Raw genomic sequence first — 26,753 nt, forward strand, 5'->3', positions numbered from 1 at the left:
CGGCAAGGTCACCAAAACGAACCGAATGGCAGCCGCGCTGCCGCACCCGGAGAGCCCCATGAACCATTCCGCCAACCGCAACACGTACCCCGCCCGCAGGCTGCTCAGCTGCGCGCTGGCCAGCTGCCTCCTGCTGGGCGCCGCGCCGGCGTTCGCGCAGAGCACCGGTGCCACCATCCGTGGCCAGGTGATGGCCGATTCGGCCCCGGCCGGGCAGGCGCAGGTGACCGCGACCAACCTGGCCACCGGCCTGAGCCGCAGCGTGCAGAGCAGCGCCACCGGCAGTTATTCGCTGGCCGGCCTGCCGCCGGGCACCTACCGGGTGGACGTCGCCGCCGGCGGCAAGACCAGCAGCCAGAACATCACCGTGCAGGTCGGACAGACGGCGACCGTCAACCTCGGCGTCGGCGGCGTGGCCGAGACGGCCGGCGGCAACGCCACCACGCTGGACGCGGTGCAGGTGACGGCGCAGGCGCCGGTGGAGACGATGACGTCGGAGATCGCGACCTACATCACCCCCCAGCAGATCCAGGCCCTGCCCCAGACCACGCGCAACTTCCTGGCCTTCGCCGACACCGTGCCGGGCATGAGCTTCGAGCAGAACCCGGCCAACGGCTCCACCAAGCTGCGCGGCGGCGTGCAGAGCGCCAACAACGTCAATGTCTACATCGACGGCATCGGCCAGAAGAACTACGTCACCCAGGGCGGCCTGACCGGCCAGGATTCCAGCCGCGGCAACCCGTTCCCGCAGCTGGCGATCGGCGAGTACAAGGTCATCACCTCCAACTACAAGGCCGAGTACGACCAGATCAGTTCGGCGGCGGTGACCGCGGCGACCCGGTCGGGCACCAACGATTTCTCCGGCTCGTTCTTCTGGGATTACACCAACCAGAACTGGCGCGAGCCGCGGGAGAGCGAGAAGAACGGCGCCGGCAAGACCCGTTCGGGCGAAAAGCAGTATGGCGCGGCGTTCGGGGGCCCGATCGTCAAGGACAAGGCGCACTTCTTCGTCACCTACGAGGCCAAGGAATACAACGCCCCGCAGGACCTGACCCCGGGCGAGGGACGCACCGCCGCGGACCTGCCGCAGGCCTGGCGCGACCAGCTGGGCGCGGCCAGCACGCCGTTCAAGGAAGACCTGTACTTCGGCAAACTCGACTGGTCGATCAACGACGAGAACCTGGTCGACCTGAGCTACAAGCGTCGCGAGGAAAGCGACATCAGCAATGTCGGCGGGCAGAGCGCGCGCAGCTACGGCACCGACGTCGGCGTCAACGAGGACCGCTACGACCTGCACTGGCAGTTCTCCAACAGCAACTGGCTCAACGACGCCCACCTGACCTACGAGAAGGCGTTCTGGAGCATGGAGCCGGCCAACTACGGCAACGGCATGGTGCTCACCGACGGCTCGTCCAACGACGGCCGGCAGATCTTCCGCATCGGCGCCGGTAACGGTGGTCTGCAGAACAAGGGGCAGAAGGGCTGGTCGTTGCAGAACGACACCACGTTCTTCGGCTGGGAAGGCCATACCGTCAAGTTCGGCATCAAGTACAAGCAGGTGGATCTGGAGACCACCGAGCAGCAGCCGTACAACCCGCAGTTCTACTACGACATCAACCAGGGCGGCATGGTGCCGTACTTCGTGCGCTTCGGCAGCCCGGCCATCGGCACGAGCGGCGGTACGGTCACCTCGAAGAACAAGCAGTTCGGCCTCTACATCCAGGATGACTGGGACGTCACCGATCGCCTGATCCTGAACCTCGGCCTGCGCTGGGACTACGAGAAAACCCCCTCCTACCTGGACTACGCGACCAGCGCCGACGTGCTGGCCTCGCTCAATACCCAGGATCCGCAGGCCGGCGCCGCGGTGGGCCAGACCTATGCGCAGACGCTGGCGCTGGGCGGCATCGACATCAACCGTTTCATCAGCACCGGCAACAACCGCAAGGCGTTCAAGAACGCCATCCAGCCGCGCATCGGGTTCTCGTATGACCTCAGCGGCGACGAGCGCCACGTGCTGTTCGGCGGCATCGGCCGCTCCTACGACCGCAACCTGTTCGATTACCTGCAGCTGGAGCTGACCAAGGCCACATTCCCGACCCGCGAGTTCATGATCAACTCGCCGGGCCATGCCTGCGACCCGGCCGCATCCAACTGCCTGGCCTGGAACCCGCAGCTGCTCGATCGCGAATACCTGATGTCGCTGGCCAATTCGTCCCAGGCCGGCCGCGAAGTATGGATGTTCGACAACGACCTGAAGACCCCGTATTCGGACCAGATCAGCCTGGGCATCCGCAACACGTTCGCCGTTATGGGCCATGACTGGAATACCTCGGCTACCCTGCAGCACATCCGTTACAAGGATGGCCTGCTGATCATGCGTGGCAACCGCCGCGGCGATGGCAGTTACTACAACGCATCGGGTAGTCCGTGGAGCGGCGGCGGGCTGCCGGGGCTGGGTGGGCTGATCCTGGCCACCAACGGTTTCCAGTCACGCAGCAACGCGTTGCTGCTCAGTGCCGACAAGCCTTACACGGCCGAGAGCCCGTGGAACCTCAACTTCGCCTATACCTTCACCGACGCCAAGCAGAACATCCACGAGAAAGATCCGGTATACGGCTGGTACTTCCCCGGTGGCGGCTGGTACGACGGTGCCTGGACCCCGCGCCACCGCCTGGTGGTCAGCGGCTTCACCGACCTGCCCTGGGGCATGAGCGTGGCCGGCAAGCTGACCCTGGCCAGCAAGGTCAAGCGCTGGGACATCGATGGCACCAGCGGCTATGAGCGACCCCGCAGCTGGGAGCCGGACGGCACCTATGGCTTCAAGCAGTTCGACATGTCGCTGACCAAGACCTGGGACACCGGCACCGACCTGAAGCTCAAGGTCCGTGCCGACGTGATCAACGTGTTCAACTGGACCAACTGGGGTGGGTACGGCATCAACTGGAACACCGGTGTGATCAACAGCTGGGACCAGTACGCCACCCGTACCTTCAAGCTGTCCTTCGGCCTGGACTGGTAAGCCGCTGCGCCCGGCGGCCGGCAACGGCGGCCGGGCCAGCCACCGGCCACGGCCCACCCCCTGGTTCCCCCAACGGAAAGCGTCTTGAGCATCCCGCGTACCACCAAGCTGTTGCTGTGCACCGCCGCCGGGCTCGCGCTGGGCCTGGTGGCCGGGTGCGGCAAGGCGCCCGAGCCGACACCGAAAGTGGTGCCCCAGGTGATCCTGATCGAAGCGGACCTGCCGCCGCGGCCGATGAAACCCGAACTTCCGCCGCTGTTCGACGACATCGAACGGCGCACCTTCCAGTTCTTCTGGGACACCACCAACGAGCGCAACGGGCTCACCCCGGACCGCTATCCGTCGCGTCCGTTCGCCAGCATCGCTTCGGTCGGCTTCGCCCTGACCGCCTATCCGATCGGCATCGAGAAGGGCTGGGTCAGCCGTACCCAGGCGGTGGACCGCACCCTGACCACGCTGCGCTTCCTGCGCGACGTGCCCACCGGCCCGCAGCGCACCGGCAAGGCCGGCTACAAGGGCTTTTATTACCACTTCCTGGACATGCACGACGGCCGCCGCTACGACAGCTGGGTGGAGCTGTCCAGCGTGGATACCGCGCTGCTGTTGATGGGCGTGCTGTTCGCGCAGTCCTACTACGATGGCGACGACGCGCGCGAGAAGGAGATCCGCAGGATCGCCGATACGCTCTACCGCCGCGTGGACTGGCAGTGGCTGCAGCGTAACAAGCCGCTGGTGTCGATGGGCTGGTTCCCCGAGAGCGGTTTCATCCAGCACGACTGGATGGGCTACAACGAGGCGATGATGCTCTACGTGCTGGCGCTGGGCTCGCCGACGCATCCGGTCGAGCCTGATGCGTGGACCGTGTGGACGCGCACCTACGACAACGACTGGGGCGTGTTCCAGGGGCAGGAGTACCTGTCGTTCGGGCCGCTGTTCGGCCACCAGTACAGCCACGTCTGGATCGACTTCCGCGACATCCAGGACGCCTACATGCGCGAGCGCGGCATCGACTACTTCCTCAACAGCCGCCGCGCCACGCTGGCCCAGCGCGAGTACGCCATCGCCAACCCGATGCAGTGGAAGGACTATGGCGAGAACGTGTGGGGGCTGACCGCCGGCGACGGGCCGCAGAACACCACCCAGGAATACAAGGGCGAGCAGCGCCAGTTCCGCCATTATTCCGCGCGCGGTGCCGGCCTGCGCGAGAATTTCGACGACGGCACCATCGTGCCGTCGGCGGCGATCTCCTCGCTGCCGTTCGCGCCGGAAGTGGTGATTCCCGCCACCCAGGAAATGCACCGGCGCTACGGTGACTACCTGTACTCCAGCTACGGCTTCCTGGACTCGTTCAACCCCAGTTTCGACTACGACATCCCGCTCAAGACCGGGCGCCTGATTCCGGATCGCGGCTGGGTGGCCAGCGATTACATCGCCATCGACCAGGGGCCGATCCTGGCGGGCATCGCCAACTACCGCGACGAGTTCGTCTGGAACGTGATGAAGAAGAACCCCTATATCCGCAAGGGCCTGGAGAGCGCCGGCTTTGCCGGTGGCTGGCTGCTGCCGGAAGGGGAGGAGTGGCAGCCGCTGCAGAAGGACGACAAGGCTGCCGCCGCGCGCGCGGTGGGCATTGCCGAGTCGCGCGCCGCCGCCGCGCAGGAGCAGAAAGCGGCGGGCAAGCCCGCGCCTCGGCCGCAATAGGTCGGGCCGGTGACGCTGCGCCTGCCCGTGCTGTTGTGCCTGGTCCTGCTGGCCGCCTGCGCGCGGCCGCAGCAGGGCATCACCCTGCGTTTCTGGGCGATGGGGCGCGAAGCCGAAGTGGTCGGCGAGCTGGTCCGCGAGTTCGAGGCCGAGAACCCCGGCATCCGCGTCGAGGTGCAGAACATCCCCTGGACCGCGGCGCACGAAAAGCTGCTGACGGCCTACGCCGCCGATGGCCTGCCGGACATCTGCCAGCTCGGCAATACCTGGATACCCGAGTTCGCCACCCTCGGTGCGCTGACCCCGCTGCAGCCCTACGTGGACGCTTCGCGGGAGGTCGTGCCGGCGGACTATTTCCCGGGCATCTGGGACACCAACGTGGTCGAGGGCCGGCTGGTCGGCATCCCCTGGTACGTGGATACGCGGCTGCTGTTCTACCGCAAGGACCTGCTGCGCAAGGCAGGCTATGACCACCCGCCGCGCGACTGGGCCGAGTGGGAGCGCATGAACCAGGCGCTGAAGCAGGTGCTCGGGCCCGGCCGCTACCCGGTGCTGATGCCGCTCAACGAGTTCGAGCCGCAGCTGTCGCTGGCGCTGCAGCAGGACGATCCGCTGCTGCGCGACCACGACACCCGCGGCAATTTCGCAAGTCCCGGGTTCCGCCGCGCGCTGGGCTTCTACGCCAACATGTTCGAGCAGGGCTTGGCGCCGAAGATGTCCGAGACCCAGATCTCCAATGTGTGGGACGAGTTCTTCCGCGGCTTCACCGTGTTCTACCTGTCCGGGCCCTGGAACATCCGCGAGTTCCGGCAACGTCAGCCGGCCTCGCTGGAGGGCGAGTGGGGCACCGCGCCGCTGCCGGGTCCGCATGGCCCGGGCGGCGGCATCGCCGGTGGCACCAGCCTGGTGGTGATGCAGTCGTCGCCGCACAAGCAGGCGGCATGGAAACTGATCGAGTTCCTGTCGCGACCGGCGGTGCAGCAGCGGTTCCACGCCCTCATCGGCGACCTGCCGCCGCGGCGCAGCGTGTGGCGGCAGGCATCGCTGCACGAGGACCCGCTGGCGGCCGCGTTCGGCCAGCAGCTGGAGCGGGTCAGGCCCACGCCCAAGGTGCTGGAGTGGGAGCGCATCGCCCAGGAAATGCGCATCGTCAGCGAGCAGGTGGTACGCGGCGGGTTGGACCAGGACGCCGCGGTCAGGCGGCTGGATGCGCGGGTGGACGAGATCCTCGCCAAGCGCCGCTGGATCATCCAGCAGCAGGCGACGCAGGAGGCCGCGCGATGAAGCGGGGCACGCTCGCCGGCTGGGTGTTCGCCGCGCCGGCGCTGATCGTGATCGGCGTGTTCTTCGGGCTGCCGGTGCTGTCGGCGCTGGCGCTGAGCCTGACCGATTTCGACCTGTACGCGCTGGCCGACCCGCACAACCTGCGCTTCGTCGGCCTGCACAACTACCTGGACCTGCTGCGCACGCCGATGTTCTGGAAGTCGCTGGGCAACACCGCGTATTTCGTGGTGCTCGGCGTGCCGTTGTCGATCGCCCTGTCGCTGGGCGCGGCGATGCTGCTCAATGCGCCGGTGGCGCGCTTCAAGGCGCTGTTCCGCACCGCGCTGTTCGCGCCGGTGGTGACCACCCTGGTGGCGGTGGCGGTGATCTGGCGCTACCTGTTCCACACCCGCTACGGGTTGGTGAACTGGGCGCTGGGGCAGGTCGGCGTCAACCCGGTGGACTGGCTCGGCGATCCGCACTGGGCGATGCCGACCATCATCCTGTTCGCGGTGTGGAAGAACTTCGGCTACAACATGGTGATCTTCCTGGCCGGGCTGCAGGCCATCCCGCGCGACCTGTACGAGGCCGCGCGGATCGACGGCGCCTCGCGCTGGAAGCAGTTCCTGCACATCACCCTGCCCATGCTCGGGCCGGTGCTGCTGGTGGTCGGGGTGATCACCGTCTCGGGCTATTTCCAGCTGTTCGCCGAGCCCTACGTGATGACCCGCGGCGATCCGCTGCAGAGCACGGTGAGCGTGCTGTATTACATGTTCGAGGAAGGCTTCAAGTGGTGGAACCTGGGGCGTGCTTCGGCCGTTGCGTTCCTGCTGTTCCTGATCATCCTGGGCGTGACCACGCTGATGTTGCGCTACGGCAGGCGCAGGGAGCTGGTATGAGTCGCGAAATCGGCCAATCGCGTGCCTGGGGCGCGTGGGTCAATGCAGCCCTGCTGCTGCTGGCCTTCGTCAGCCTGGCGCCGCTGGCGTGGATGGTGTCGGTGTCGTTCATGCCCAGCGGGCAGGCCTCGCAGTTCCCGCCGCCGCTGCTGCCGGCGCAGGCCACCATCGACAACTACCGGCAGCTGTTCGCGCGCACCGGCATGGCCGGCAACTTTCTCAACAGCCTGGGCATGTCGGCGGGCATCACCGTGGGCTCGCTGCTGTTCAACACCCTGGCCGGTTATGCCTTCGCCAAGCTGCGCTTTGCCGGCCGCGAGCGGGTGTTCCAGGCGCTGCTGGCGGCGCTGGTGATCCCGGCGCAGGTGGCGATGCTGCCGCTGTTCCTGCTGATGAAGCAGCTGGGGCTGGTCAATACCTGGGGCGGGGTGGTGGTGCCGGCGCTGGCCAGCGTGTTCGGCATCTTCCTGGTGCGGCAGTACGCACGCTCGATCCCCGACGAGCTGCTGGAGGCGGCGCGCATCGACGGCGCCAGCGAGGCCCGCATCTTCTTCCAGATCGTGCTGCCCATGCTCAAGCCGGTGCTGGTGACGCTGGCGATCTTCACCTTCATGGGCGCATGGAACGACTTCATGTGGCCGTTGATCGTGCTCACCGACCAGGAGCACTACACCCTGCCGGTGGCGTTGGCCTCGCTTTCGCGCGAGCACATCATGGACGTGGAAATGATGATGGCCGGCGCGGTGGTCACCGTGGTGCCGGTGCTGGCGCTGTTCCTGCTGCTGCAGCGTTACTACATCCAGGGGCTGCTGCTGGGCAGCGTGAAGGGGTGAGCGGGCGCGCCTGCCACGGCGTGTCCGGCGCGTCGGCGGATGCCGGGCCGTGCCCCGGCCGCGCGGGGCGGACGGCCCGACGCCGCAGCAGGGTCTGCACCCGCTTCCAGTTCTGGGAAAATCACACCATGGCCGCCGCCCCCGTACCGAGATCCACCGCGATGAGAAGGTTCCTTGCCCTCCTGCTGTTCTGCACCGTGACCCTGGCCGGCAACGGCGGCGCGGCCGAGGGCGGCAACCGGGTGCTGGCGAAGTTCGACGATATCGGTGCCTGGCAGCTGATCACCTCGCCGCAGGTCAGCGGTTCGCTGCGGCCGGTGAACGGCAATGGCGGCCGCGCGCTGTGCCTGGACTACGACTTCCACGAGGTCTCCGGCTACGCCGGCATCCGTCGCCGGCTGGATGTCACCTGGCCGGACAACTACCAGGTGAGCTTCGGCCTGCGTGGCGACTCGCCGGCCAACGACCTGCAGTTCAAGCTGATCGACGCCAGCGGCGACAACGTGTGGTGGGTCAACCGCAGCGGCTACCGCTTCCCCAAGGACTGGACCCGGGTGAGCTACCGCAAGCGCCACATCGACAAGGCCTGGGGGCCGGGCCAGGACCCGGTCCTGCGGCGCAGCGCCGCGGTGGAGTTCACCATTTACAGCAAGGTGGGCGGCAAGGGCACGGTGTGCTTCGACCAGCTCACGCTGCAGCCGCTGCCAAAGGAGGACGGCTCGGCGCTGACCGCCAGCGTCATCGCTGATACCGCGACCGCGCTGCAGCAGCGCATCGCCGACGGCCGGCCGGACACGGTATGGATCAGCGGCGGGGTCAAGCAGCAGACCGTCAGCCTGGACCTGGGCAAGGTGCGCGAGTTCGGCGGCGCGGTGATCCAGTGGGTGCCGGGGCTGGAGGCGTCGCGCTACGTGGTGCAGGCCTCGGTCGACGGGCGCGACTGGCACAGGCTGCGCGAGGTGAGCGCCGGCGGTGGCGGCCGCGACTGGCTGGCGTTGCCCGAGACCGAGGCACGCTACCTGCGTTTCGACCTCATCGACGGCCCCAGCTGGCGCTACGGCATCCGCGACATCAGCCTGAAGCCGCTGGCGTTCGCCGCCACGCCCAATGACTTCGTCCGCTCGGTCGCGCGCGACCTGCCGCGCGGGTCGCTGCCGCGCGGCTTTTCCGGCGAACAGCCGTACTGGACCCTGCTGGGCCTGGACGGCGGCAGCGAGCAGGCGTTGATGGGCGAGGACGGCACCCTGGAGGCGGTGCGCGCCGGTTTCAGCATCGAGCCGTTCGTGGTGCTCGATGGCAAGGTGCTGGGCTGGGCCGACGTCAGCGCCAGCCAGCGCCTGCAGGATGGCTACCTGCCGATTCCCTCGGTGGAATGGAAGCACGACCGGTTTGGCCTGCAGGTGACCGGCTTCGTCCAGGGCCGGCCCGGGCAGGCGCAGCTGGTGGCGCGCTACCGCCTGCACAACCCGGACAAGGTGGCGCACGAGTACCGGCTGGCGCTCGCGGTACGGCCGTTCCAGGTCAACCCGCCCAGCCAGTTCCTCAATACCGTCGGTGGCGTGAGCCGGATCGAGCGCCTGGCGGTCCAGGGCGCGCAGGTGGCGGTCAACGGCCAGCCGCGGGTGTTCGCGATGACACCGCCCGATGCCGGTTTCGCCAGTGCGTTCGACAGCAAGCTCGACGTCACCCACCTGGCCGACCGCACCCTGCCGGGCACGCGCGAAGTCAGCGACCCGACCGGGCTGGCGTCCGGCGCGATGCTCTACACCTGGAAGCTGGAACCGGGGCAGAGCCGCGAGGTCGCGCTGGTGCTGCCGCAGACCGGCGCCTGGTCGATGCCCGGCCGTTTCGATGCGGACAAGGCGCAGCAGCAGGTCGCGGCGATGTGGCGGCAGACGCTGGACCAGGTGCGGCTGCAGTTGCCCGAGGCCGGCCAGCCGCTGGCCGACACCCTGCGCACCGCGCTGGCGCACATGCTGATCTCGCGGGTCGGGCCGAGCCTGCAGCCGGGCACGCGTTCGTATGCGCGCAGCTGGATCCGCGACGGCGCGATGATCTCCGAAGGGCTGCTGCGGCTGGGTCGCGAGGACGCGGTGCGGCAATACCTGGAATGGTATGCGCCGTACCAGTTCGACAGCGGCATGGTGCCGTGCTGCGTGGACGCGCGCGGCAGCGACCCGGTGCCGGAGAACGACAGCCACGGCGAGCTGATCCATGCCATCGCCGGGTACTGGCGCCACACCGGCGACATGCAGTTCCTGCAGCGCATGTGGCCGCACGTGCTGGCCGCGTGGGGCTACATGGAAGACCTGCGGCTGAGCGAGTGCAGCGAGGACAACCGCGCGCGCCACCCGGGGTTCTACGGGATGATGCCGGCCTCGATCAGCCACGAGGGCTATTCGGCCAAGCCGGTGCATTCGTACTGGGACGATTTCTGGGCGCTGCGCGGGTACAAGGACGCGGCCGACATGGCCATGGCGCTGGGCCTGGCCACCGAGGCCGAGGCGATGGCCGCTTCGCGCGACCAGTTCCGCCAGGACCTGGACGCGTCGCTGCGCGCGAGCATGGCCGCGCACCGCATCGACTACCTGCCGGGCTCGGTGGAGCTGGGCGATTTCGACGCCACCTCGACCACCATCGCGCTGGCCCCGGGCGGCGAGCAGGGCCGGCTGCCGCAACCGGCGCTGGACAACACGTTCGAGCGCTACTGGCAGCAGTTCGTCGAGCGCCGCGACGGCAAGCGCCCGTGGAAGGACTACACCCCGTACGAATGGCGCAACGTCGGCGCGTTCGTGCGCCTGGGCTGGCGCGAGCGGGCCTGGGAGGCCAGCGAGTTCTTCTTCCGCGACCGCGCGCCGCCGGCCTGGAACCAGTGGGCCGAGGTGGTGTCCTCGACGCCGCGCACGCCGTTCTTCGTCGGCGACCTGCCGCATGCCTGGGTCGCATCGGATTTCGTGCGTTCAGCGCTGGACATGTTCGCGTACGAACGCGAGATCGACGACGCCATCGTGCTGGCCGCCGGCGTGCCGGCGCCCTGGCTGGCGGGCAAGGGCGTCGCCATCGAGGGCCTGCGCACCGCGCATGGCCCGCTGCGTTATTCGCTGGTGCGCGACGAGCGGCAGCTGACCCTGAAGGTCGCCGACGGCCTGCGCCTGCCCGGCGGCGGGCTGGTGCTGCCGTGGCCCTACGCGGGCGAGCCGGGCGCGGCCCGGATCAACGGCGAACCGGCGGCGTGGTCGGGGACCGAACTGCGGATCACCGCGTTGCCCGCGAAAGTCGAGATCGAGATCCCCGCCGACCTGCGGCGCAGCGAGCGCGGCCGGCGCTGAGGCCGCCGCCAGCGCTGGCTGGCGACGGCGTGGCCGGGGCGCCGTCGCTCAGCCGGGGTTGCGGGCGCGGCTCGCGTCCTCGTGCAGCGCCTCGTTCAACTGGTCGACCACGATCGCCCAGGCATCGTCGCTGGCAAGCTTCTCGCGCAGGAACTGGCGCTGCCCCGCGTTCCAGAAGGGCGCTTCGCCGATGCCGGTTTCCAGCGGCAGCTGGTGGTCGCGGATGAACCCGGCGATGGCCAGTTCGCCGGCGTCCAGGCCCAGCTGGAGGAAGAGGTTGCGCATGCGCGGGGTGGTTTCGTCCATCGATCACTCGGCTCCGGGGAAAGGTCGTGCGCCATCATGACCGCAACCCTGTGTTGCCCGCGCCAAGGCCGGACGGATGCGCGCGGCATCGTGCAGGCACGCAGGCCCGCCGCAACGAAGCGGGCGGGTGCCGTGCGTCGGCCGGCGCCGCGGCGTGCGCTCAGCCGGCGCGGACCGCGCGCACGATGGCGGCGGCGGCCGCGGCCGATTTCCTCACCGCGTCCCACTGCCCGCTGCGGATCCAGGCGTCCTGCACCATCCACGAGCCGCCGATGCAGACCACGTTCTTCTGGCCGAGGTAGTCGGCCGCGGTGGCCTCGGTGATGCCGCCGGTGGGGCACAGCTTCAGTTCGGGCATCGGCCCGGCCACGCCCTTGATCATCGCCAGCCCGCCCACGGCGGTGGCCGGGAACAGCTTGCAGACGCGGAAGCCGCGCGCCAGCAGCGCCAGCAGTTCGGTGGGCGAGGCCGCGCCCGGGACCACCGGCAGCGGCGCCCTGGCCAGCGCATCGGCCATGTGCGCCGGCGTGCCCGGGGTCACCAGGAAGTCGGCGCCGACGTCGATGGCCTGGCGCATCTGCTCGACGGTCAGCACGGTGCCGGCGCCGACCACCACGTCGGGCAACTCGCGCTTGAGCATGGACAGCGCGTCCATCGCCACCGGCGTGCGCAGGGTCAGCTCGATGGCGGGCAGGCCGCCTTCGAGCAGTGCGGCGCTGACCGCGCGCGCCTGGTCGAGGGTGTGGACGGTGACGACGGGCAGGATGCCGGCGGCGGTGAGCAGGTGTTCGGCGCGGTCCTGGTGCTGGGCGATGGTCATGGCGGGTTCCGGTGGGGCGGGACGCGGCGCGTCCCGTGGGGGTCAGGCGTCCTTGGCTTCGTGCGGGGCGGCAGCCGCGGCGGCATCGTGGCCCAGTTCGTACTCGGCGTCGTACTCCCACACGCTGCCGTCGGCGCGTGCCGGGCCGCAGGAAATGGAAACGGCGCCCTGGTCGGCCGGGCCGACCACGCTGCGGTTCATCGCGAACAGGTTGCGGCCCAGGTCGTGGCCGGCCGGTGCGGTGTTGGCGGCAAGCGGGCGCGCCGCCCATTCGGCTGGGTCCACCCGTACTTCCAGGATGCCGGCCTCGCCATCCAGGCGGATGATGTCGCCTTCGCGGATGCGCGCGATCGGGCCGCCGCGGGCGGCTTCGGGGGTGACGTGGATGGCGGCGGGAATCTTGCCCGAGGCGCCGGACAGGCGCCCGTCGGTGACCAGCGCAACGCGCCGGCCCTGGTTCTGCAGCAGCCCCAGCAGCGGCGCCAGCGAATGCAGCTCCGGCATGCCGTTGGCGCGCGGTCCCTGGTAGCGCACCACGGCCACGAAATCCTGCGGCAGGGCGCCGGCGGCATGCAGCTTGTTCAGTGCCTGCGGCGCGTCCACCACCACCGCCGGCGCCTCGATCGTGCGGTACTGCGGCTTCACCGCCGACAGCTTGATCAGCGAACGGCCGATGTTGCCGCGCAGCAGGCGCAGCCCGCCCTGGGCCTCGAACGGCGCGGCGGCCGCGCGTACCACCTCGGTATCGGCGCTGTGCGCGACGGCCGGCGCGTAGACGACCTTGCCGTCGATCAGCCGCGGTTCCTGCGCATAGGCGCGCATCCCGCCTTCGGCGATGGTCGGCAGGTCGTCATGCATCAGCCCGGCGTCCATCAGTTCGCGGAACACGAAGGCCGGCCCGCCAGCCGCGGCGAAGCGGTTCACGTCGGCCTCGCCATTGGGGTAGACGCGCGCCAGCAGCGGCACGATCTGCGACAGCTGGTCCATGTCGTCCCAGGTCAGCACGATGCCGGCCGCGCGCGCCACCGCGATCCAATGGATGGTGTGGTTGGTGGAGCCGCCGGTGGCCATCAGCGCGACGATGGCGTTGACGATGGCGCGCTCGTCGATCAGCCGCCCCAGCGGCCGGAAATCGCTGCCGAGCGCGCAGATCTCCAGCGCGCGGGCGGTGGCGGCACGGGTCAGCGCATCGCGCAGCGGCAGTTCCGGGTTGACGAACGAGGCGCCCGGCAACTGCACGCCCATCGCCTCGAGCAGCACCTGGTTGGAATTGGCGGTGCCGTAGAACGTGCAGGTGCCCGGCGCGTGATAGGAGTCGGCCTCGGCCTGCAGCAGTTCCTCGCGGGTCGCTTCGCCGGCGGCATAGCGCTCGCGCACTTCGGCCTTCTTCTTGTTGGGGATGCCCGGCGTCATCGGCCCGGCCGGCACGAACACCGCCGGTAGGTGGCCGAACGCCAGCGCGCCGATCAGCAGGCCCGGGACGATTTTGTCGCACACGCCCAGGTGCACGGTGGTGTCGAACATGTCGTGGCTCAGGCCGACGGCGGTGGCCTGGGCGATGACGTCGCGCGAGAACAGGGACAGTTCCATGCCGCCGCGGCCCTGGGTGACGCCGTCGCACATCGCCGGTACGCCGCCGGCGACCTGCGCGGTGGCGCCGAGTTCGCGCGCGGCGTCGCGGATCAGCTGCGGGTAGTGCTCGAACGGCTGGTGCGCCGACAGCATGTCGTTGTAGGCGGTGATGATGCCCAGGTTGGGGGTCACGTCGCCGCGCAGCCGGCCCTTGTCGGTCGGGCCGCAGGCGGCGAAGGCATGGGCGAGGTTGCCGCAGCTCAGGCGCGAGCGGAACGGGCCCGAGCGCAGCGCGGCCTCGATGCCCGCCAGGTACGCCGCGCGCGACGGCGCGCTGCGCTGGCGGATGCGTTCGGTGATGGCGTGGATTTTCGGATGCAGGCTCATGGCTTTTACACGCAGGGAAAGGGGGAGGGGGAAGCGGGAGGGAGGAGGCTGCGGAAGGCGGAAAGTGGAGGGCGCGGCCCATGCCGGATCATCGCCCCGGCACGCGGCAGGGCGCGTGATCCCGCACGCCCGCCGGTTCTTTCCCGGTTCGCCTTCACCCGCACCAGTGCACGCGCAGCTTCGGGCCGGGCGCGTCGATGGCGGCCAGCACCGGATAGCGATGCACGTCTCCCGAGGCGAGCGCCGCCTCCAGTACCTCGAGCTTCTGCTTGCCGCGCAGCAACAGCAGGCGGTTGCCGACGGACGCCAGCCCGCGCGGGGTCAGGGTGATGCGCAGGTGCCAGTCGCGGGCGACCGGGCAACCGCTGGCGTCCAGCGCCGCATACGGCTTGCTGCCCTGCAGGGCGCGTTCGAGGTCGCGCGAGCCCGGGAACAGCGAGGCGGTGTGGCCATCGTTGCCCATGCCCAGCACGACCAGGCAGGCCGGCTGCGAGTACTCGGCCTGCAGGTTGGCGTCATGGACGCATTCGGCCAGCGATTTGCCCACCCGCACCAGGGGGTCGAAATGCGCGCCCTCTGCGAGGTTGAGGAAGCTGTGGCGCACCAGCCAGGCGTTGCTGTCGCGGTCCTGCGGCGACAGCCAGCGCTCGTCCGCCAGGCCCACTTCCACCCGCGCCCATTCCAGCGGCTGCTCGGCCAGCAGTTCGTAGACCGGGGCCGGCGTGGTGCCGCCGGACAGCAGCATGCGCGCGCGGCCGCGCTGGCCGATCTCGTGGCCGAGGATCGCCGCCATCTCGCGGGCGACGTTCTCGATCCAGGCCTCCTCGTCGGAGTGGCGGACCAGGGTGAGGCGTTCGGCGAGTGCGCTCATGCGGGTGCTCCGTATGGGGCCTGCTCCAGGTCCAGCGCGTACGCGGCCGCGCCGAGCAGGCCCGGGCAGGGGTGGACGATGGCCAGCGACGGTACCTGCGACAGGATCGCGCTGAAACGCCCCTTGTTCTCGAAATGGCTGCGGAAGCCGGAATGGCGCAGGGACTCGAGCAGCCGCGGCACCAGGCCGCCGGTGAGGAACACGCCGTCCCAGGCGCCCTGGACCAGTACCGCGTCGCCGGCGACCGCGCCGAAGATGTCCATGAACACCTCGATCGCGCGCATGGCGACCGGGTCGCCGGCGGCGGCGCGCTCGCTGACCTGCGCCGGCTGCGGCTGGCCCGGGTCCTGGCCGGCGATCTCGCTCAGCGCGCGGTGCAGGTTGACCAGGCCGGGGCCGCAGATCAACCGCTCGTTGGAGACGCGCCCGAACTGCTGGCCCAGGATCTGCAGGATGCGGATCTGCTCGGGGGTGGTCGGCGCGAAACTGGCATGGCCGCCCTCGGTCGCCAGCGGGTAATAGCGGCCATCACGGACCACCAGCCCGCCCACCCCCAGGCCGGTGCCGGGGCCGATCACGCAGTAGTTGCGTGGCTGCGACGGCGCGGCCGGCTGCCAGGGGGCACCGCCGGTCTGGACCACGTCGGCCGGTTGCAGCAGCGCCACCGACATCGCCTGGGCGACGAAGTCGTTGATCAGGTGCAGCCGCGACAGGCCCAGTTGCGCGGCGGTGCGCGAGCGCGAGATCACCCATGGATGGTTGGTGATGCGCGCCTCGTCGCCGTCCACCCGCCCGGCCACGGCGAACACCCCGCTGTGGGCCCGGGCACCGCGCTCGCGCAGGTAGCAGGCAGCGGCATCGGCCAGCGACGCGAAACGCGCCACCGGGTATTCGCCGATGCTGCCCGGGTCCAGCGGGGCGGCGGTGGAGGTGTCGGCCAGCGCGAAGCGCGCGTTGGTGCCGCCGATGTCGGCGACCAGCACGTGTCCGGCCGGGCCGCTCACAGCGCGTCGTCCGCGCGGTTGTCGGCGACGATCGCCGCGGGCAGGAACAGGTGCGCCTGCGCCGGGCCCCAGCTGCCGGCCGGATACGGCTCCATCGGCAGGTCGGCGGCCTTCCAGGCGTCGGCGACGCTGTCGATCCAGGCCCACGCCGCGCGCACTTCGTCATCGCGCACGAACAGCGCGTGGTTGCCGTTGAAGGCATCCAGGAACAGGCGCTCGTAGGCGATGCGGCGATGCAGGCCGGTGGGTACGGACAGTTCCAGCTCCAGCGGCTGCAGTTCCAGCGCGCCCCATTCCGGGCCCGCCAGCGAACTCATCAGCCCCAGCTGGATGTTCTCCTGCGGCTGCAGCTGGAAGGTCAGCCGGTTGGGCTGGGCATGGCGGCGGTCGGGGCGTTCGAACAGCCAGTGGGTGACCGGCTTGAGGTTGACCTCGATGCGGGTGGTGCGTTCGGGCAGTCGCTTGCCAGTGACCAGGTGGAACGGCACACCGGCCCAGCGCCAGTTGTCGATATGCGCGGTGACGCCGACGAAGGTCTCGGCCTCGCTGCCTTCCGGCGGCTGGTAGGCCTGTGCCGGCTGGCCATTGATGGTGCCGGCGGTGTAGCGGCCGCGCACGCTGTCCTTGGCGGCATGGCGGGCGTCGAGCGGACGCAGTGCGCGCAGCACCTTGACCTTCTCGTCGCGGATCCGGTCCGCTTCCAGCGAGGCCGGCGGTTCCATGGCCACCAGGCACAGCAGCTGCAGGATGTGGCTCTGCACCATGTCGCGCATCGCGCCGGAGCGCGAGTAGTACGAGTCGCGGCCGTCGACGCCGTCGCTCTCGGCCACCATGATGTGTACCGATTCGATGTAATTGCGGTTCCACACCGCTTCCAGCAGGGTGTTGCCGAAGCGCAGCGCCATCAGGTTCTGCACCGCGGCCTTGCCCAGGTAATGGTCGATGCGGAACACCCGGTCCTCGTCGATCAGCGCGCCGATCGACCGCAGGATCTGCTCGGCGCTGTCGCTGTCCGAGCCGATCGGCTTCTCCAGCATCAGCCGGTGCGGCGCGGACAGCGCGCCGCCCAGGGCCAGGCCCTCGCAGGTGGAGATGTACAGCCCGGGCGGGATCGACAGGTAGCTGACGCAGTGGCGGTCGTTGAACTCGCGCACCGCGTCGGCGATCGAGCCGGGGTCGCGCAGGTCGACCGAGCGGTAGTCGATGCGCCGCAGCAGGTTGTTGATGTCGTCCTGGCTGGCCTGCGGCAGGGCCTGTTCCAGGCGTGGCCGCAGGATGTCGCGGAACTTGTCGGTGTCGTGCGGCGAGAGCGCCATCGCGCGCACCCGGAAATCCTCGGGGAGCAGGCCATCGCCGAGCAGCCGCAGCAGGGAAGGGAACAGATAGCGCTGGGCCAGGTCGCCTGTGGCACCGAACAGGAGGAGGGTGTCGTGCATGGCTCGAGTTTCGTGTTCTGGTGACATCGTTGTCAATCGCCCTTCGCTATGTTCTGGTTGCTGTTCCAGTGGGGGTCCCGCAGCCGTCGGCCGCCCCTGCGCCGTGTCCGGGTGGGTGCGGCGAGCGCGCTGGGAGGGGGAGCGGTCCGCGGGTGTCGAAACCGGCCGGTGCGGGCATCCGCCAGCGCCGCCGCGAACCATGGATGGTGCCATGGGAGAATGCTTGCGTGGCAGAATGTTTCCACTGTATTCGTATTCGAACGCGGTCGTCCCGGCCGCATTGGCGACGCGCGTCGCCATCCACTTCGCCGGTCGCCGTGGGCGCGGCCGGACTGAATGAGGCAGGCGATGGCGGACGTGCGGTTCGACGGAGTGCGCAAGGTCTACGACAACGGCCAGGTCGCCGTGCATGGGGCCAGTTTCGACATCGCCGACGGCGAGCTGATGGTGCTGGTGGGGCCGTCGGGCTGCGGCAAATCGACCTTGTTGCGGATGGTCGCGGGGCTGGAGGAGATCAGCGCCGGCACGTTGTCCATCGGCGGGCGCGTGGTCAACGACGTCGCGCCCAAGGACCGCGACATCGCCATGGTGTTCCAGAACTACGCGTTGTACCCGCACATGACCGTGGCCGAAAACCTCGCCTTCGGGCTGAAGCTGCGCGGGCACGACAAGGCCGAGATCGCGCGCCGGGTGCAGGGGGCGGCCGACATGCTGGGCCTGGGCGGAATGCTGGACAAGCTGCCGCGGGCGATGTCCGGCGGGCAGCGCCAGCGCGTGGCGCTGGGGCGGGCGCTGGTGCGCGAGCCGGCGGTGTTCCTGCTGGACGAGCCGTTGTCCAATCTCGATGCCAAGCTGCGCCACTCGGTGCGCACCGAGATCGCGCAGCTGCACCGCAAGCTTGGCACCACGATGATCTACGTCACCCACGACCAGGTCGAGGCGATGACCCTGGGCCAGCGCATCGTGGTGCTCAACGACGGCATGGTCCAGCAGATCGACACGCCGATGGCGCTGTACCAGCGCCCGGCCAACCTGTTCGTCGCCGGCTTCCTCGGCAGCCCGGCCATGAACACGCTCAAGGGGCGGTTGCAGGCGCTGGCGGGCGGGGACGTGGCGCTGGACATGGGCCAGGATGGTCGCATTCCACTCGGTCACGCACCGGTGCCGGCTGCCTGGTCCGGACGCGAAGTGGTGGTCGGCGTGCGCCCGGAGCACCTGCAGCCGGGCGGCGGCGACGCGGCCTTCCCGGCGCTGATCGATGGCATCGAGCCGGTCGGCAACGAAATGTTCGTCAACCTGCGCCATGCCGGCCGGCCGCTGGTGATGCGGGTACCGCCGCAGGTGCTGCCCGCCGCGGGCGCGCGGATCGACGTGGCCGTCGTTCCGGCGGCGCTGCATTTCTTCGACGTGGACAGCGGCCTGCGCCTGGACGCGGCGCAGGCGGCCTGATCAGCGCGCCAGGCCGTCGAGCAGCTCCAGGCGCTCGACCGCCGCGCCCGCCACCTCCAGGCCGCCCGCCGGCAGGTCCAGCGGCAGCACCGCCAGTGCCAGCGTGCCGGCGCTGCTGGCGACGGTGCCGATGGTCGCGCCCGCCTGGGTCACCGCGTCGCCGGGCGTGCTGGCGAGGTCGCCATGCAGCAGGGCCAGCGAGCGCTTGGCCTTGCCCAGGAAATGGGTGCGCGCCACGATTTCCTGGCCCGGGTAGCAGCCCTTCTTCACGCTGTAGGCCGCAAGCCGGTCCAGCCCCAGTTGCTGCGGCGTCCACTGTTCCTGCTGCGAGGCCTCCAGCCGTGGCAGCCCGAAGCGCAGGTCCCACTGGCGCCAGGCCAGCTCCGCGGCATCGACGTACGCGGCGGTGCCCGCCGGCATCAGGCGCAGGGTGCGCGGGTGGGCCGCGGTCCCCAGGTCCAGTTCGATGGCGCCACCGTCGAGGTGGGCGAATGCGGCGCCATGGGCGCGGGCAGGCGCCTGGAACGCGGCTTCGACGGCGAAGGCATCGGCGTGGGCAAGGGTGACCTTGCGCCTGAATACGAAGCGCCGCAGCTGTTCGGCCATGGCCTGGACGCCGCCGTCGTGGCAGAGCAGCAGCAGTTGTCCGGCATCGAGCCGCAGCAGCTGGAACACCGCCAGGACGCGGCCCTTGGCGGTCAGCCACGCATTCCAGTGCCAGTGGCCGTCGGCCAGCGACGGTACGTCGTTGGCGAACTGGGCCTGGGCGAAGGCGACCGCGTCCGGGCCGGAAAGGGCCAGCACCTGGGGCCGACGCAGTGCGCGCGTACCGCTGAAGAGGGGGGCGAGGTTGTCAGACACGTGAACGGGGACTAAAATTTGTGCGTTGCGAGACCGACCATGATAGGCCAAACAACCCCCACTCCCGAGGACGGAACCCCAGCCCCGCCGGAACCGGAGAAGCAGCCGCTTGCCGATGCCGGAACGGTACCGCAGGAAATCGGCGGACGCGGCGGACTTGATCCGGTGCGTTACGGCGATTGGGAGAAAAACGGTCGCTGCATCGATTTCTGAGCAGCGTCAGCCAACGCGGCATCCGCCGCCCAGCCGAGATAACGAGTCAGCGAATGGCGAACAGACCCCGCCCCCTTTCTCCGCACCTGCAGGTGTATCGCTGGCAGATCCAGATGGCCACCTCGATCCTGCATCGAGCCACCGGCATCGTTCTGTCCGTCGGAGCCCTGATCATTGCCGGCGGCCTGCTCGCCCTGATGATGGGCCCCGAGTCCTGGAACTGCTTCACCACCCATGCCAGCGCCTGGTACGGCAAGGTGATCCTGTTCGGCTGGACCTGGTGCTTCGCCTATCACCTGTGCAATGGCATCCGCCACATCGTCCAGGACTTCGCCATCGGCTACAGTAAGCCGACCTTCATCCGCAGCAGCTGGCTGTCGGTGATCGGCTCGCTGGTCATCACCGCGCTGGTCTGGGCCTACGTCTGCTTCGGAGGCGCCGCATGAACAATTTCCGCACCCCGCTGAAGAACGCGCGCGGCCTCGGCAGCGCCAAGTCCGGCACCATGCACTTCATCCACCAGCGCCTGACCGCCACCGCGCTGGTGGCACTGACCCTGTGGTTCCTGTGCTTCGTGCTGAGCCTGATCGGCGCCGACTACGTCACCGCCGTCACCGCCGTGGCCAAGCCGTGGAACGCGATCGCCCTGGTCGGCTTCCTGGTGGCCATGTTCTGGCACGCCCAGCTCGGCCTGCAGGTCGTGCTCGAAGACTACATCCACAATTCGCTGCTGGCCCTGGCCCTGCAGACCTCGGTCAAGTTCGTCGCCGTGCTCGGCGCGATCGTCAGCATCTTCGCGGTCGCCCGCGTCGCGCTTGGGAACTGATACATGTCCGCTTACAACATCACTGAACACAAGGTCGACATGGTGGTCGTCGGCGCCGGCGGCGCCGGCCTGCGCGCGACCTTCGGCCTGGCCCAGAAGGGCCTGCAGACCGTGTGCATCACCAAGGTCTTCCCGACCCGCTCGCACACCGTGGCGGCGCAGGGTGGCATTTCCGCCGCGCTGGGCAACATGGGCGAGGACGACTGGCGCTACCACTTCTACGACACCATCAAGGGCTCGGACTGGCTGGGCGACCAGGATGCGATCGAGTACATGGTGCGCGAGGCGATCCCGGCGATCATCGAGCTGGAACACTACGGCGTTCCGTTCAGCCGCACCGAGGACGGCAAGATCTACCAGCGCCCGTTCGGCGGCATGACCACCAAGTACGGCGAAGGCCCGTCCGCGCAGCGCACCTGCGCCGCCGCCGACCGTACCGGCCACGCCATGCTGCACACCCTGTACCAGCAGTCGCTGGCGCACAACGCGCGCTTCATGATCGAGTACTTCGCGCTCGACCTGATCTTCGACGAAGAGGGCGTGTGCCGCGGCGTGCTCGCGCTGGACATGGCCGAGGGCACCCTGCACCTGTTCCGCGCCCATGGCGTGGTGCTGGCCACCGGCGGCTACGGCCGCGCCTATTTCAGCGCCACCTCGGCGCACACCTGTACCGGTGACGGCGGCGGCCTGGTGGCCCGTGCCGGGCTGCCGCTGCAGGACATGGAGTTCGTGCAGTTCCACCCGACCGGCATCTACGGCGCCGGCTGCCTGATCACCGAGGGCGTGCGCGGCGAAGGCGGCATCCTGCGCAACAGCAGCGGCGAGCGCTTCATGGAGCGCTACGCACCGCATTACAAGGACCTGGCCTCGCGCGACGTGGTCAGCCGTTCGATGACCATCGAGATCCGCGAAGGCCGCGGCGTCGGCGAGCACAAGGACCACATCCTGCTCGACCTGACCCACCTGGGCCCGGGCGTGATCGACGAGAAGCTGCCGGGCATCGCCGAGAGCGCGCGGATCTTCGCCGGCGTCGACGTGCACAAGCAGCCGATCCCGGTGATCCCGACCGTGCACTACAACATGGGTGGCATCCCGACCAACTACCACGGCGAAGTGGTGCGCAAGGTCGGCGACAACCCGGATGCGGTGGTGCCGGGCCTGTACGCCATCGGCGAGGCGGCCTGCGTGTCGGTGCACGGCGCCAACCGCCTGGGCTCCAACTCGCTGCTGGACCTGGTGGTGTTCGGCCGCGCGGTGGCCAACCGCTGCGCCGAGACGATCAAGCCGGGCGCGCCGCACAAGACCCTGGGTTCGGATGCCTGCGACAAGGCGCTGGGCCTGCTGGACAAGCTGCGCCACGCCAATGGCGACACCCCGACCGCCGTGATCCGCGACCGCATGCAGCGCACGATGCAGGCCGACGCCGCGGTGTTCCGCACCAGCAAGACGCTGGCCGAAGGCTGCGCGAAGATGGCCGAGGTGTTCGATTCGTTCCAGGACGTCAAGGTTTCCGACCGCTCGCTGGTCTGGAACTCGGACCTGATCGAAACCTACGAGCTCAACAACCTGCTGCTCAACGCCGTGGCCACCATCAATTCGGCCGAGCAGCGCAAGGAAAGCCGCGGCGCGCACGCGCACGAGGACTATCCGGAGCGCGACGACGCCAACTGGATGAAGCATACGCTGGTCACCGTCGACGAGAAGGGCAAGTGCAGCTTCGATTACCGTCCGGTGCACATGTACACGCTCACCGACGACGTCGCCGTCGTGCCGCCGAAGCCGCGCGTCTACTGATCCGGGGAACCTACGAACATGGCTGAATTTGCACTCCCGAAGAACTCCCGGATCACCCAGGGCAAGCACTTCCCCGCCAAGAGCGGCGGCAAGAACGTGCGCACCTTCAAGATCTACCGCTGGAGTCCGGACGACGACCAGAACCCGCGTACCGACACCTACGAGGTCGACCTCGACGCGTGCGGCCCGATGGTCCTGGACGCGCTGATCAAGATCAAGAACGAGATCGATCCGACCCTGACCTTCCGCCGGTCCTGCCGCGAGGGCATCTGCGGTTCGTGCGCGATGAACATCGACGGCACCAACACGCTGGCCTGCACCCGCGCCATCGCCGACTGCACCAAGGCCGAGGTGCCGATCTACCCGCTGCCGCACATGGACGTGGTCAAGGACCTGGTGCCGGACCTGACCCACTTCTACGCGCAGTACGCGTCGATCAAGCCGTGGATCCGCACCCAGACCCCGGCGCCGTCGGACCGCGAGCGGCTGCAGTCGCCGGAAGACCGCAAGAAGCTCGACGGCCTGTACGAGTGCATCCTGTGCGCCTGCTGCTCGACCAGCTGCCCGAGCTACTGGTGGAACGGCGAGCGCTACCTGGGCCCGGCGATCCTGCTGCAGGCCTACCGCTGGATCATCGATTCGCGCGACGAGGACACCGGTGCGCGGCTGGACGATCTGGAGGATCCGTTCAAGCTGTACCGTTGCCACACCATCATGAACTGCGCCCGGACCTGCCCGAAGGGGCTGAACCCGGCGCTGGCGATCGCCGAGATCAAGAAGTTGATGATGGCGCGCCGCGCCTGATGCGCCGGCCCGCGCGATGCCCCGCGCATCGCGGCCATGGCGGCACCGGTCCCTCGGGCCGGTGCCGTCTTCGTTTACGCCACGGTCCGGCCGTGGCATCGGCAGGTGAGCGATGAGCCCTGAAGACGAGATCGAACTGAAGAAGCTGCGCTGGCGATGCCGACGCGGCATGCGCGAGCTGGACCAGCTGTTCGGGCGCTATCTCGACCAGCGCTGGGGGCAGGCGCCGACAGCCGAGCGCGCTGTTTTCCTGCAGCTGCTGGAAACCGAAGACGACAAACTGTGGCGCTGGTCCATGGGCTACGAGGCCTGTCCCGATGCGCAGCAGGCGGCCCTGCTGGACTATATCCGCACCCTTCCGCTGTGAGTGGCGGCCCTCGCGCTGGCAGGCCGGCGCGATGTGCCTGCTGGGCCTGCTGGGCGCCATCGCGCTGTTGAACTGCGGGCTCGCGCGGGCCGTTGCATGGCCGGCAGCGCTGCTGGCCGTAGGCCACGGGCTGGGCATGGCGCGGCGCGGGCTGCGCCAGCCGGTGCGGCGGCTGCGGGTGCCGCCCGCGCCGGCTGTGGCCGAGGTCGATGGCGGCGCGGTCCAGGCGCTTGAGCTGCTCGAGCGCGGCCCGCTGCTGGTGCTGCGCTGGCGCAGTGGCGGGCGACGCGGGCAGCTGCTGTTCTGGCCGGACACGCTGCCCCGCGCCGGTCGACGTGAACTGCGACTGGCCGTGCGCGCCCATGCCGTTTCCCGTTAGCCGGCGGGAATGGCAACATGGCGCCACTCCATCGGCACACGCGCATGTTCAGACCCTTACCCGTCGCAATCGGATTGCGCTATCTGCGGGCCAAGCGCCGCAACGGCTTCATCTCCTTCATCTCCATGGCCTCGATCCTCGGCATCGCGCTCGGGGTCACCGTGCTGATCACCACGCTGGCGGTGATGAGCGGTTTCCAGAAGGAAATCCGCGACCGTCTGCTGCAGATGTCCGCCCACGCCACGGTCAGCGCCGATGGCGCGCCGATGCGCAACTGGCAGCACGCGGTGGACGTGGCCAGCCGCGACCCGCGCGTGGCCGGTGCCGCGCCCTACATCGAGATCCAGGGCATGCTGGCCGGCCCGCGGGTGCAGGGCGCGATCGTGCAGGGCGTGGACCCGGCGCTCGAACCGAAGGTATCGGTGCTGGGCGAAAAGATGCAGAAGGGCGCGCTGGACAGCCTGCAGCCGGGCGGGTTCAACATCCTGCTCGGCAAGGAGCTGGCGTTGTGGCTGGGCGTGGACGTGGGCGACAGCGTGGTGGCGACGCTGGCCGAGATCCAGGGCACCCCGGTCGGGGCGATGGCGCGGACCAAGCGCTTCAAGGTCAGCGGCATCTTCGAGGCCGGCTCCAACGAGATCGACCGCGGCGTGGCGTTCGTCAACATGCAGGACCTGGAACGGGTGCTGCGGGTGGACGGGGTCACCGGCGTGCGCCTGAAGCTGCACGACATGGACCAGGCCTATACCGTGGCGCGCGACCTGGCGCTGAACCTGGAGGGCATGTACCGGGTCAGCGACTGGACCCAGGAGAACGCCAACCTCTACCACTCGCTGCGCATGGAAAAAACGGTGATGGGCATCCTGCTGTCGCTGATCGTGGCGATGGGCGCGTTCAACCTGGTGTCCTCGCAGGTGATGCTGGTGACCGACAAGCAGGCCGACATCGCGATCCTGCGCACGCTGGGGCTGACCCCGCGCGGGGTGATGCAGGTGTTCATGGTGCAGGGCAGCCTGATCGGGCTGATGGGCACGGTGGCCGGCGTGATCGGCGGCATCACCCTGACGCTCAACCTGGAGCGCATCCTCGGCCTGATCGAATCGACCTTCGACATCAAGCTGCTGCCCGAGGACGTGTACTACATCACCGGCCTGCCAACCGACATGCAGACCGGCGACATCGTGGTGATCACCGCGGTGGCGCTGCTGATGAGTTTCCTGGCAACGCTGTACCCGGCCTGGCGCGCGGCGCGCACCCAGCCGGCGGAGGCGCTGCGCTATGAATGAGAACGCGACCATGGAATCGGTGATACGTGCCGAGGGGCTGGCCAAGACCTACGCCGAAGGGCGCATGCGCACGCCGGTGTTCGACGGGCTCGAACTGGACGTGGCGCCGGGCGAGACGGTGGCCATCGTCGGTGCCTCCGGCGCCGGCAAGAGCACCCTGCTGCACCTGCTCGGCGGGCTCGACGTGCCGACCGCCGGCGAGGTGTACGTGGCCGGCCAGCGCATGTCGGCCCTGTCCGACGCGCAGCGCGGGCGCCTGCGCAACACTTCGCTGGGCTTCGTCTACCAGTTCCACCACCTGCTGCCGGAGTTCACCGCGCTGGAGAACGTGATGATGCCGGTGGTGCTCGGCGGTGCCGATATTGCCGATGCCCAGCAGCGCGCGCGTGCACTGCTGGAATCGGTCGGGCTGGGGCACCGGCTGGAGCACAAGCCCGGCGAGCTGTCCGGCGGCGAACGCCAGCGCGCGGCGGTGGCGCGGGCCCTGGTGAACCGGCCCGCCTGCGTGCTCGGCGACGAGCCCACCGGCAACCTGGACGACAAGACCGCGGCCACGGTGTTCGACCTGATGCTGGAATTGAACCGTGCCCAGCGCACCAGCCTGGTCCTGGTCACCCATGACCGCGGCCTGGCGCGGCGCCTGGACCGGGTACTCGAACTGCGCCAGGCGCGGCTCCATCCGCTGGCGCACAGCGAGGTCTGAGGCCCATCCCGCTCGCCCCCCCCCTCCGGCGGCGGGGCGGGCCGCCTGATCCGGCCGCCGGCTGAACAGGCCGCGTCGGCTCGCTTGCGCGTCACCGGCTGCGGTGCAAGATGGCGAAGGTATTCCCGAACAGGAGGTGTGTCATGAAACGTCTGGCAATGGTCTTGTTCGCCGTCGCCGCGCTGGCCGGCTGCGCCACCACCGGCAAGCTGTCCAGCAGCGAGCGGCTGCAGCTGTACCGCGCCCATGCCGGCGCGCCGGTGAAGGATTTCCAGTACTTCGGGTCGCTCAACGGCTGGACCGAGCTCGGTGACAGCGCGCTGGCGGTATGGACCAAGCCCAACGAGGCCTGGCTGTTGAACCTGAGCGGTCCGTGCATGGACCTGTCCTATGCCCCGGCGATCAGCGTCACCAACATGATGGGCCGGGTGTCGGCCAAGTTCGACCGCGTCATCGTGCTCGGCGGTGGCCCGGGCCTGACGCGCATGCCGTGCCGGATCGATACCATCCAGCCGCTCGACGTGAAGGCGCTGCGCACGTCGGAGAGGGAGCTGCGCGAGGCCAAGATCGAGGCGCGCGCCGAGGACCCGTCCCGCGACTGAGCCGGCCGTGGCAACAGCGAGGGGGC

At 69.3% G+C, this 26,753-nt stretch carries 24 protein-coding genes; 17 read left to right on the forward strand and 7 right to left on the reverse strand.

What is annotated here, in order from left to right; all coding sequences use genetic code 11:
- Positions 1–58 precede the first annotated feature (58 nt).
- The 6 genes from ACJ7VY_RS07525 (at position 59) to ACJ7VY_RS07550 (ending at position 11,047) form a co-directional block, all read left to right on the forward strand.
- Positions 59–3,022 (forward strand): TonB-dependent receptor domain-containing protein, encoded by a 2,964-nt coding sequence (locus tag ACJ7VY_RS07525; RefSeq protein ID WP_313231665.1) that lies wholly within the window; start codon positions 59–61, stop codon positions 3,020–3,022.
- An 84-nt stretch (positions 3,023–3,106) separates the two neighbouring features.
- Positions 3,107–4,723 (forward strand): glucoamylase family protein, encoded by a 1,617-nt coding sequence (locus tag ACJ7VY_RS07530; RefSeq protein WP_409476707.1) that lies wholly within the window; start codon positions 3,107–3,109, stop codon positions 4,721–4,723.
- 15 nt (positions 4,724–4,738) lie between these two features.
- A complete protein-coding gene (locus tag ACJ7VY_RS07535) occupies positions 4,739–6,007 on the forward strand; it encodes a sugar ABC transporter substrate-binding protein (protein WP_409476794.1) in 1,269 nt (422 codons plus the stop codon).
- Positions 6,004–6,885, forward strand: a complete 882-nt coding sequence (locus ACJ7VY_RS07540) for a carbohydrate ABC transporter permease (protein WP_161615154.1) — start codon at positions 6,004–6,006, stop codon at positions 6,883–6,885. Before ACJ7VY_RS07535 ends, ACJ7VY_RS07540 begins: the two co-directional genes overlap by 4 nt.
- Positions 6,882–7,718 (forward strand): carbohydrate ABC transporter permease, encoded by an 837-nt coding sequence (locus ACJ7VY_RS07545; RefSeq protein ID WP_104938666.1) that lies wholly within the window; start codon positions 6,882–6,884, stop codon positions 7,716–7,718. Before ACJ7VY_RS07540 ends, ACJ7VY_RS07545 begins: the two co-directional genes overlap by 4 nt.
- Before the next feature lie 161 nt (positions 7,719–7,879).
- Entirely contained in the window at positions 7,880–11,047 is a 3,168-nt protein-coding gene (locus ACJ7VY_RS07550; protein ID WP_409476708.1) for a discoidin domain-containing protein, read from the forward strand.
- A 48-nt stretch (positions 11,048–11,095) separates the two neighbouring features.
- Here ACJ7VY_RS07550 and ACJ7VY_RS07555 read toward each other — a convergent pair whose 3' ends face one another.
- From ACJ7VY_RS07555 to zwf, 6 genes are all read right to left on the reverse strand, one after another.
- Complete coding sequence (locus ACJ7VY_RS07555) at positions 11,096–11,353, reverse strand: DUF2789 family protein (protein ID WP_293763423.1); 258 nt, start codon at positions 11,351–11,353, stop codon at positions 11,096–11,098.
- A gap of 160 nt (positions 11,354–11,513) precedes the next feature.
- On the reverse strand, positions 11,514–12,173 hold the full coding sequence (gene eda / locus ACJ7VY_RS07560; RefSeq protein ID WP_104938669.1) for a bifunctional 4-hydroxy-2-oxoglutarate aldolase/2-dehydro-3-deoxy-phosphogluconate aldolase: 660 nt from the start codon (positions 12,171–12,173) through the stop codon (positions 11,514–11,516).
- Between the two features lie 42 nt (positions 12,174–12,215).
- Positions 12,216–14,132: a phosphogluconate dehydratase gene (edd, locus tag ACJ7VY_RS07565; protein WP_161615150.1), complete on the reverse strand. Its 1,917-nt coding sequence runs from the start codon at positions 14,130–14,132 to the stop codon at positions 12,216–12,218.
- Positions 14,133–14,286: 154 nt separating this feature from the next.
- A complete protein-coding gene (locus ACJ7VY_RS07570; RefSeq protein ID WP_409476709.1) occupies positions 14,287–15,003 on the reverse strand; it encodes a 6-phosphogluconolactonase in 717 nt (238 codons plus the stop codon).
- Positions 15,000–16,007 (reverse strand): glucokinase, encoded by a 1,008-nt coding sequence (gene glk, locus ACJ7VY_RS07575; protein ID WP_409476710.1) that lies wholly within the window; start codon positions 16,005–16,007, stop codon positions 15,000–15,002. Before glk ends, ACJ7VY_RS07570 begins: the two co-directional genes overlap by 4 nt.
- On the reverse strand, positions 16,004–17,443 hold the full coding sequence (gene zwf, locus ACJ7VY_RS07580; protein ID WP_104938671.1) for a glucose-6-phosphate dehydrogenase: 1,440 nt from the start codon (positions 17,441–17,443) through the stop codon (positions 16,004–16,006). The genes glk and zwf overlap by 4 nt, the downstream gene beginning before the upstream one ends.
- A 348-nt stretch (positions 17,444–17,791) precedes the next feature.
- Between zwf and ACJ7VY_RS07585 the strand changes: the two genes are divergently transcribed.
- Positions 17,792–18,892: a sn-glycerol-3-phosphate ABC transporter ATP-binding protein UgpC gene (locus tag ACJ7VY_RS07585; protein ID WP_313255575.1), complete on the forward strand. Its 1,101-nt coding sequence runs from the start codon at positions 17,792–17,794 to the stop codon at positions 18,890–18,892.
- Here the strand turns inward: ACJ7VY_RS07585 and ACJ7VY_RS07590 are convergent, their stop codons facing one another.
- Positions 18,893–19,753, reverse strand: a complete 861-nt coding sequence (locus ACJ7VY_RS07590; protein ID WP_409476711.1) for a YgfZ/GcvT domain-containing protein — start codon at positions 19,751–19,753, stop codon at positions 18,893–18,895.
- Positions 19,754–19,792: 39 nt separating this feature from the next.
- Between ACJ7VY_RS07590 and ACJ7VY_RS07595 the strand changes: the two genes are divergently transcribed.
- The 10 genes from ACJ7VY_RS07595 to ACJ7VY_RS07640 all read left to right on the forward strand — a co-directional run bounded on the left by ACJ7VY_RS07595 (position 19,793) and on the right by ACJ7VY_RS07640 (position 26,727).
- Positions 19,793–19,966 (forward strand): DUF1674 domain-containing protein, encoded by a 174-nt coding sequence (locus tag ACJ7VY_RS07595; protein WP_104938673.1) that lies wholly within the window; start codon positions 19,793–19,795, stop codon positions 19,964–19,966.
- A 53-nt stretch (positions 19,967–20,019) separates the two neighbouring features.
- A complete protein-coding gene (sdhC, locus tag ACJ7VY_RS07600) occupies positions 20,020–20,412 on the forward strand; it encodes a succinate dehydrogenase, cytochrome b556 subunit (RefSeq protein WP_054665183.1) in 393 nt (130 codons plus the stop codon).
- Positions 20,409–20,792 carry a succinate dehydrogenase, hydrophobic membrane anchor protein gene (gene sdhD, locus ACJ7VY_RS07605; protein WP_104938674.1) on the forward strand — a complete coding sequence of 128 codons (384 nt, stop codon included), beginning with the start codon at positions 20,409–20,411 and terminating at the stop codon, positions 20,790–20,792. Before sdhC ends, sdhD begins: the two co-directional genes overlap by 4 nt.
- A gap of 3 nt (positions 20,793–20,795) precedes the next feature.
- Positions 20,796–22,586, forward strand: coding sequence for a succinate dehydrogenase flavoprotein subunit (sdhA, locus tag ACJ7VY_RS07610; protein WP_104938675.1), 1,791 nt, complete (start codon positions 20,796–20,798; stop codon positions 22,584–22,586).
- Positions 22,587–22,604: 18 nt separating this feature from the next.
- Positions 22,605–23,390 carry a succinate dehydrogenase iron-sulfur subunit gene (locus ACJ7VY_RS07615; RefSeq protein WP_104938676.1) on the forward strand — a complete coding sequence of 262 codons (786 nt, stop codon included), beginning with the start codon at positions 22,605–22,607 and terminating at the stop codon, positions 23,388–23,390.
- 112 nt (positions 23,391–23,502) lie between these two features.
- Positions 23,503–23,757, forward strand: coding sequence for a succinate dehydrogenase assembly factor 2 (locus ACJ7VY_RS07620; protein WP_104938677.1), 255 nt, complete (start codon positions 23,503–23,505; stop codon positions 23,755–23,757).
- The gene (locus ACJ7VY_RS07625) at positions 23,708–24,136 is read left to right on the forward strand and encodes a hypothetical protein (RefSeq protein WP_409476712.1); all 429 of its coding nucleotides are present in this window, start codon (positions 23,708–23,710) and stop codon (positions 24,134–24,136) included. The genes ACJ7VY_RS07620 and ACJ7VY_RS07625 overlap by 50 nt, the downstream gene beginning before the upstream one ends.
- Before the next feature lie 44 nt (positions 24,137–24,180).
- Positions 24,181–25,422, forward strand: coding sequence for a lipoprotein-releasing ABC transporter permease subunit (locus ACJ7VY_RS07630; RefSeq protein WP_161615145.1), 1,242 nt, complete (start codon positions 24,181–24,183; stop codon positions 25,420–25,422).
- Positions 25,415–26,125 (forward strand): lipoprotein-releasing ABC transporter ATP-binding protein LolD, encoded by a 711-nt coding sequence (lolD, locus tag ACJ7VY_RS07635; protein ID WP_313249163.1) that lies wholly within the window; start codon positions 25,415–25,417, stop codon positions 26,123–26,125. The genes ACJ7VY_RS07630 and lolD overlap by 8 nt, the downstream gene beginning before the upstream one ends.
- 143 nt (positions 26,126–26,268) lie before the next feature.
- Positions 26,269–26,727 (forward strand): DUF6491 family protein, encoded by a 459-nt coding sequence (locus ACJ7VY_RS07640; protein ID WP_313255565.1) that lies wholly within the window; start codon positions 26,269–26,271, stop codon positions 26,725–26,727.
- Positions 26,728–26,753 lie beyond the last annotated feature (26 nt).

Origin of the sequence: Stenotrophomonas sp. Y-13 (assembly GCF_046267925.1) — a bacterium.
Taxonomy (GTDB): Bacteria; Pseudomonadota; Gammaproteobacteria; order Xanthomonadales; family Xanthomonadaceae; genus Stenotrophomonas; species Stenotrophomonas acidaminiphila_A.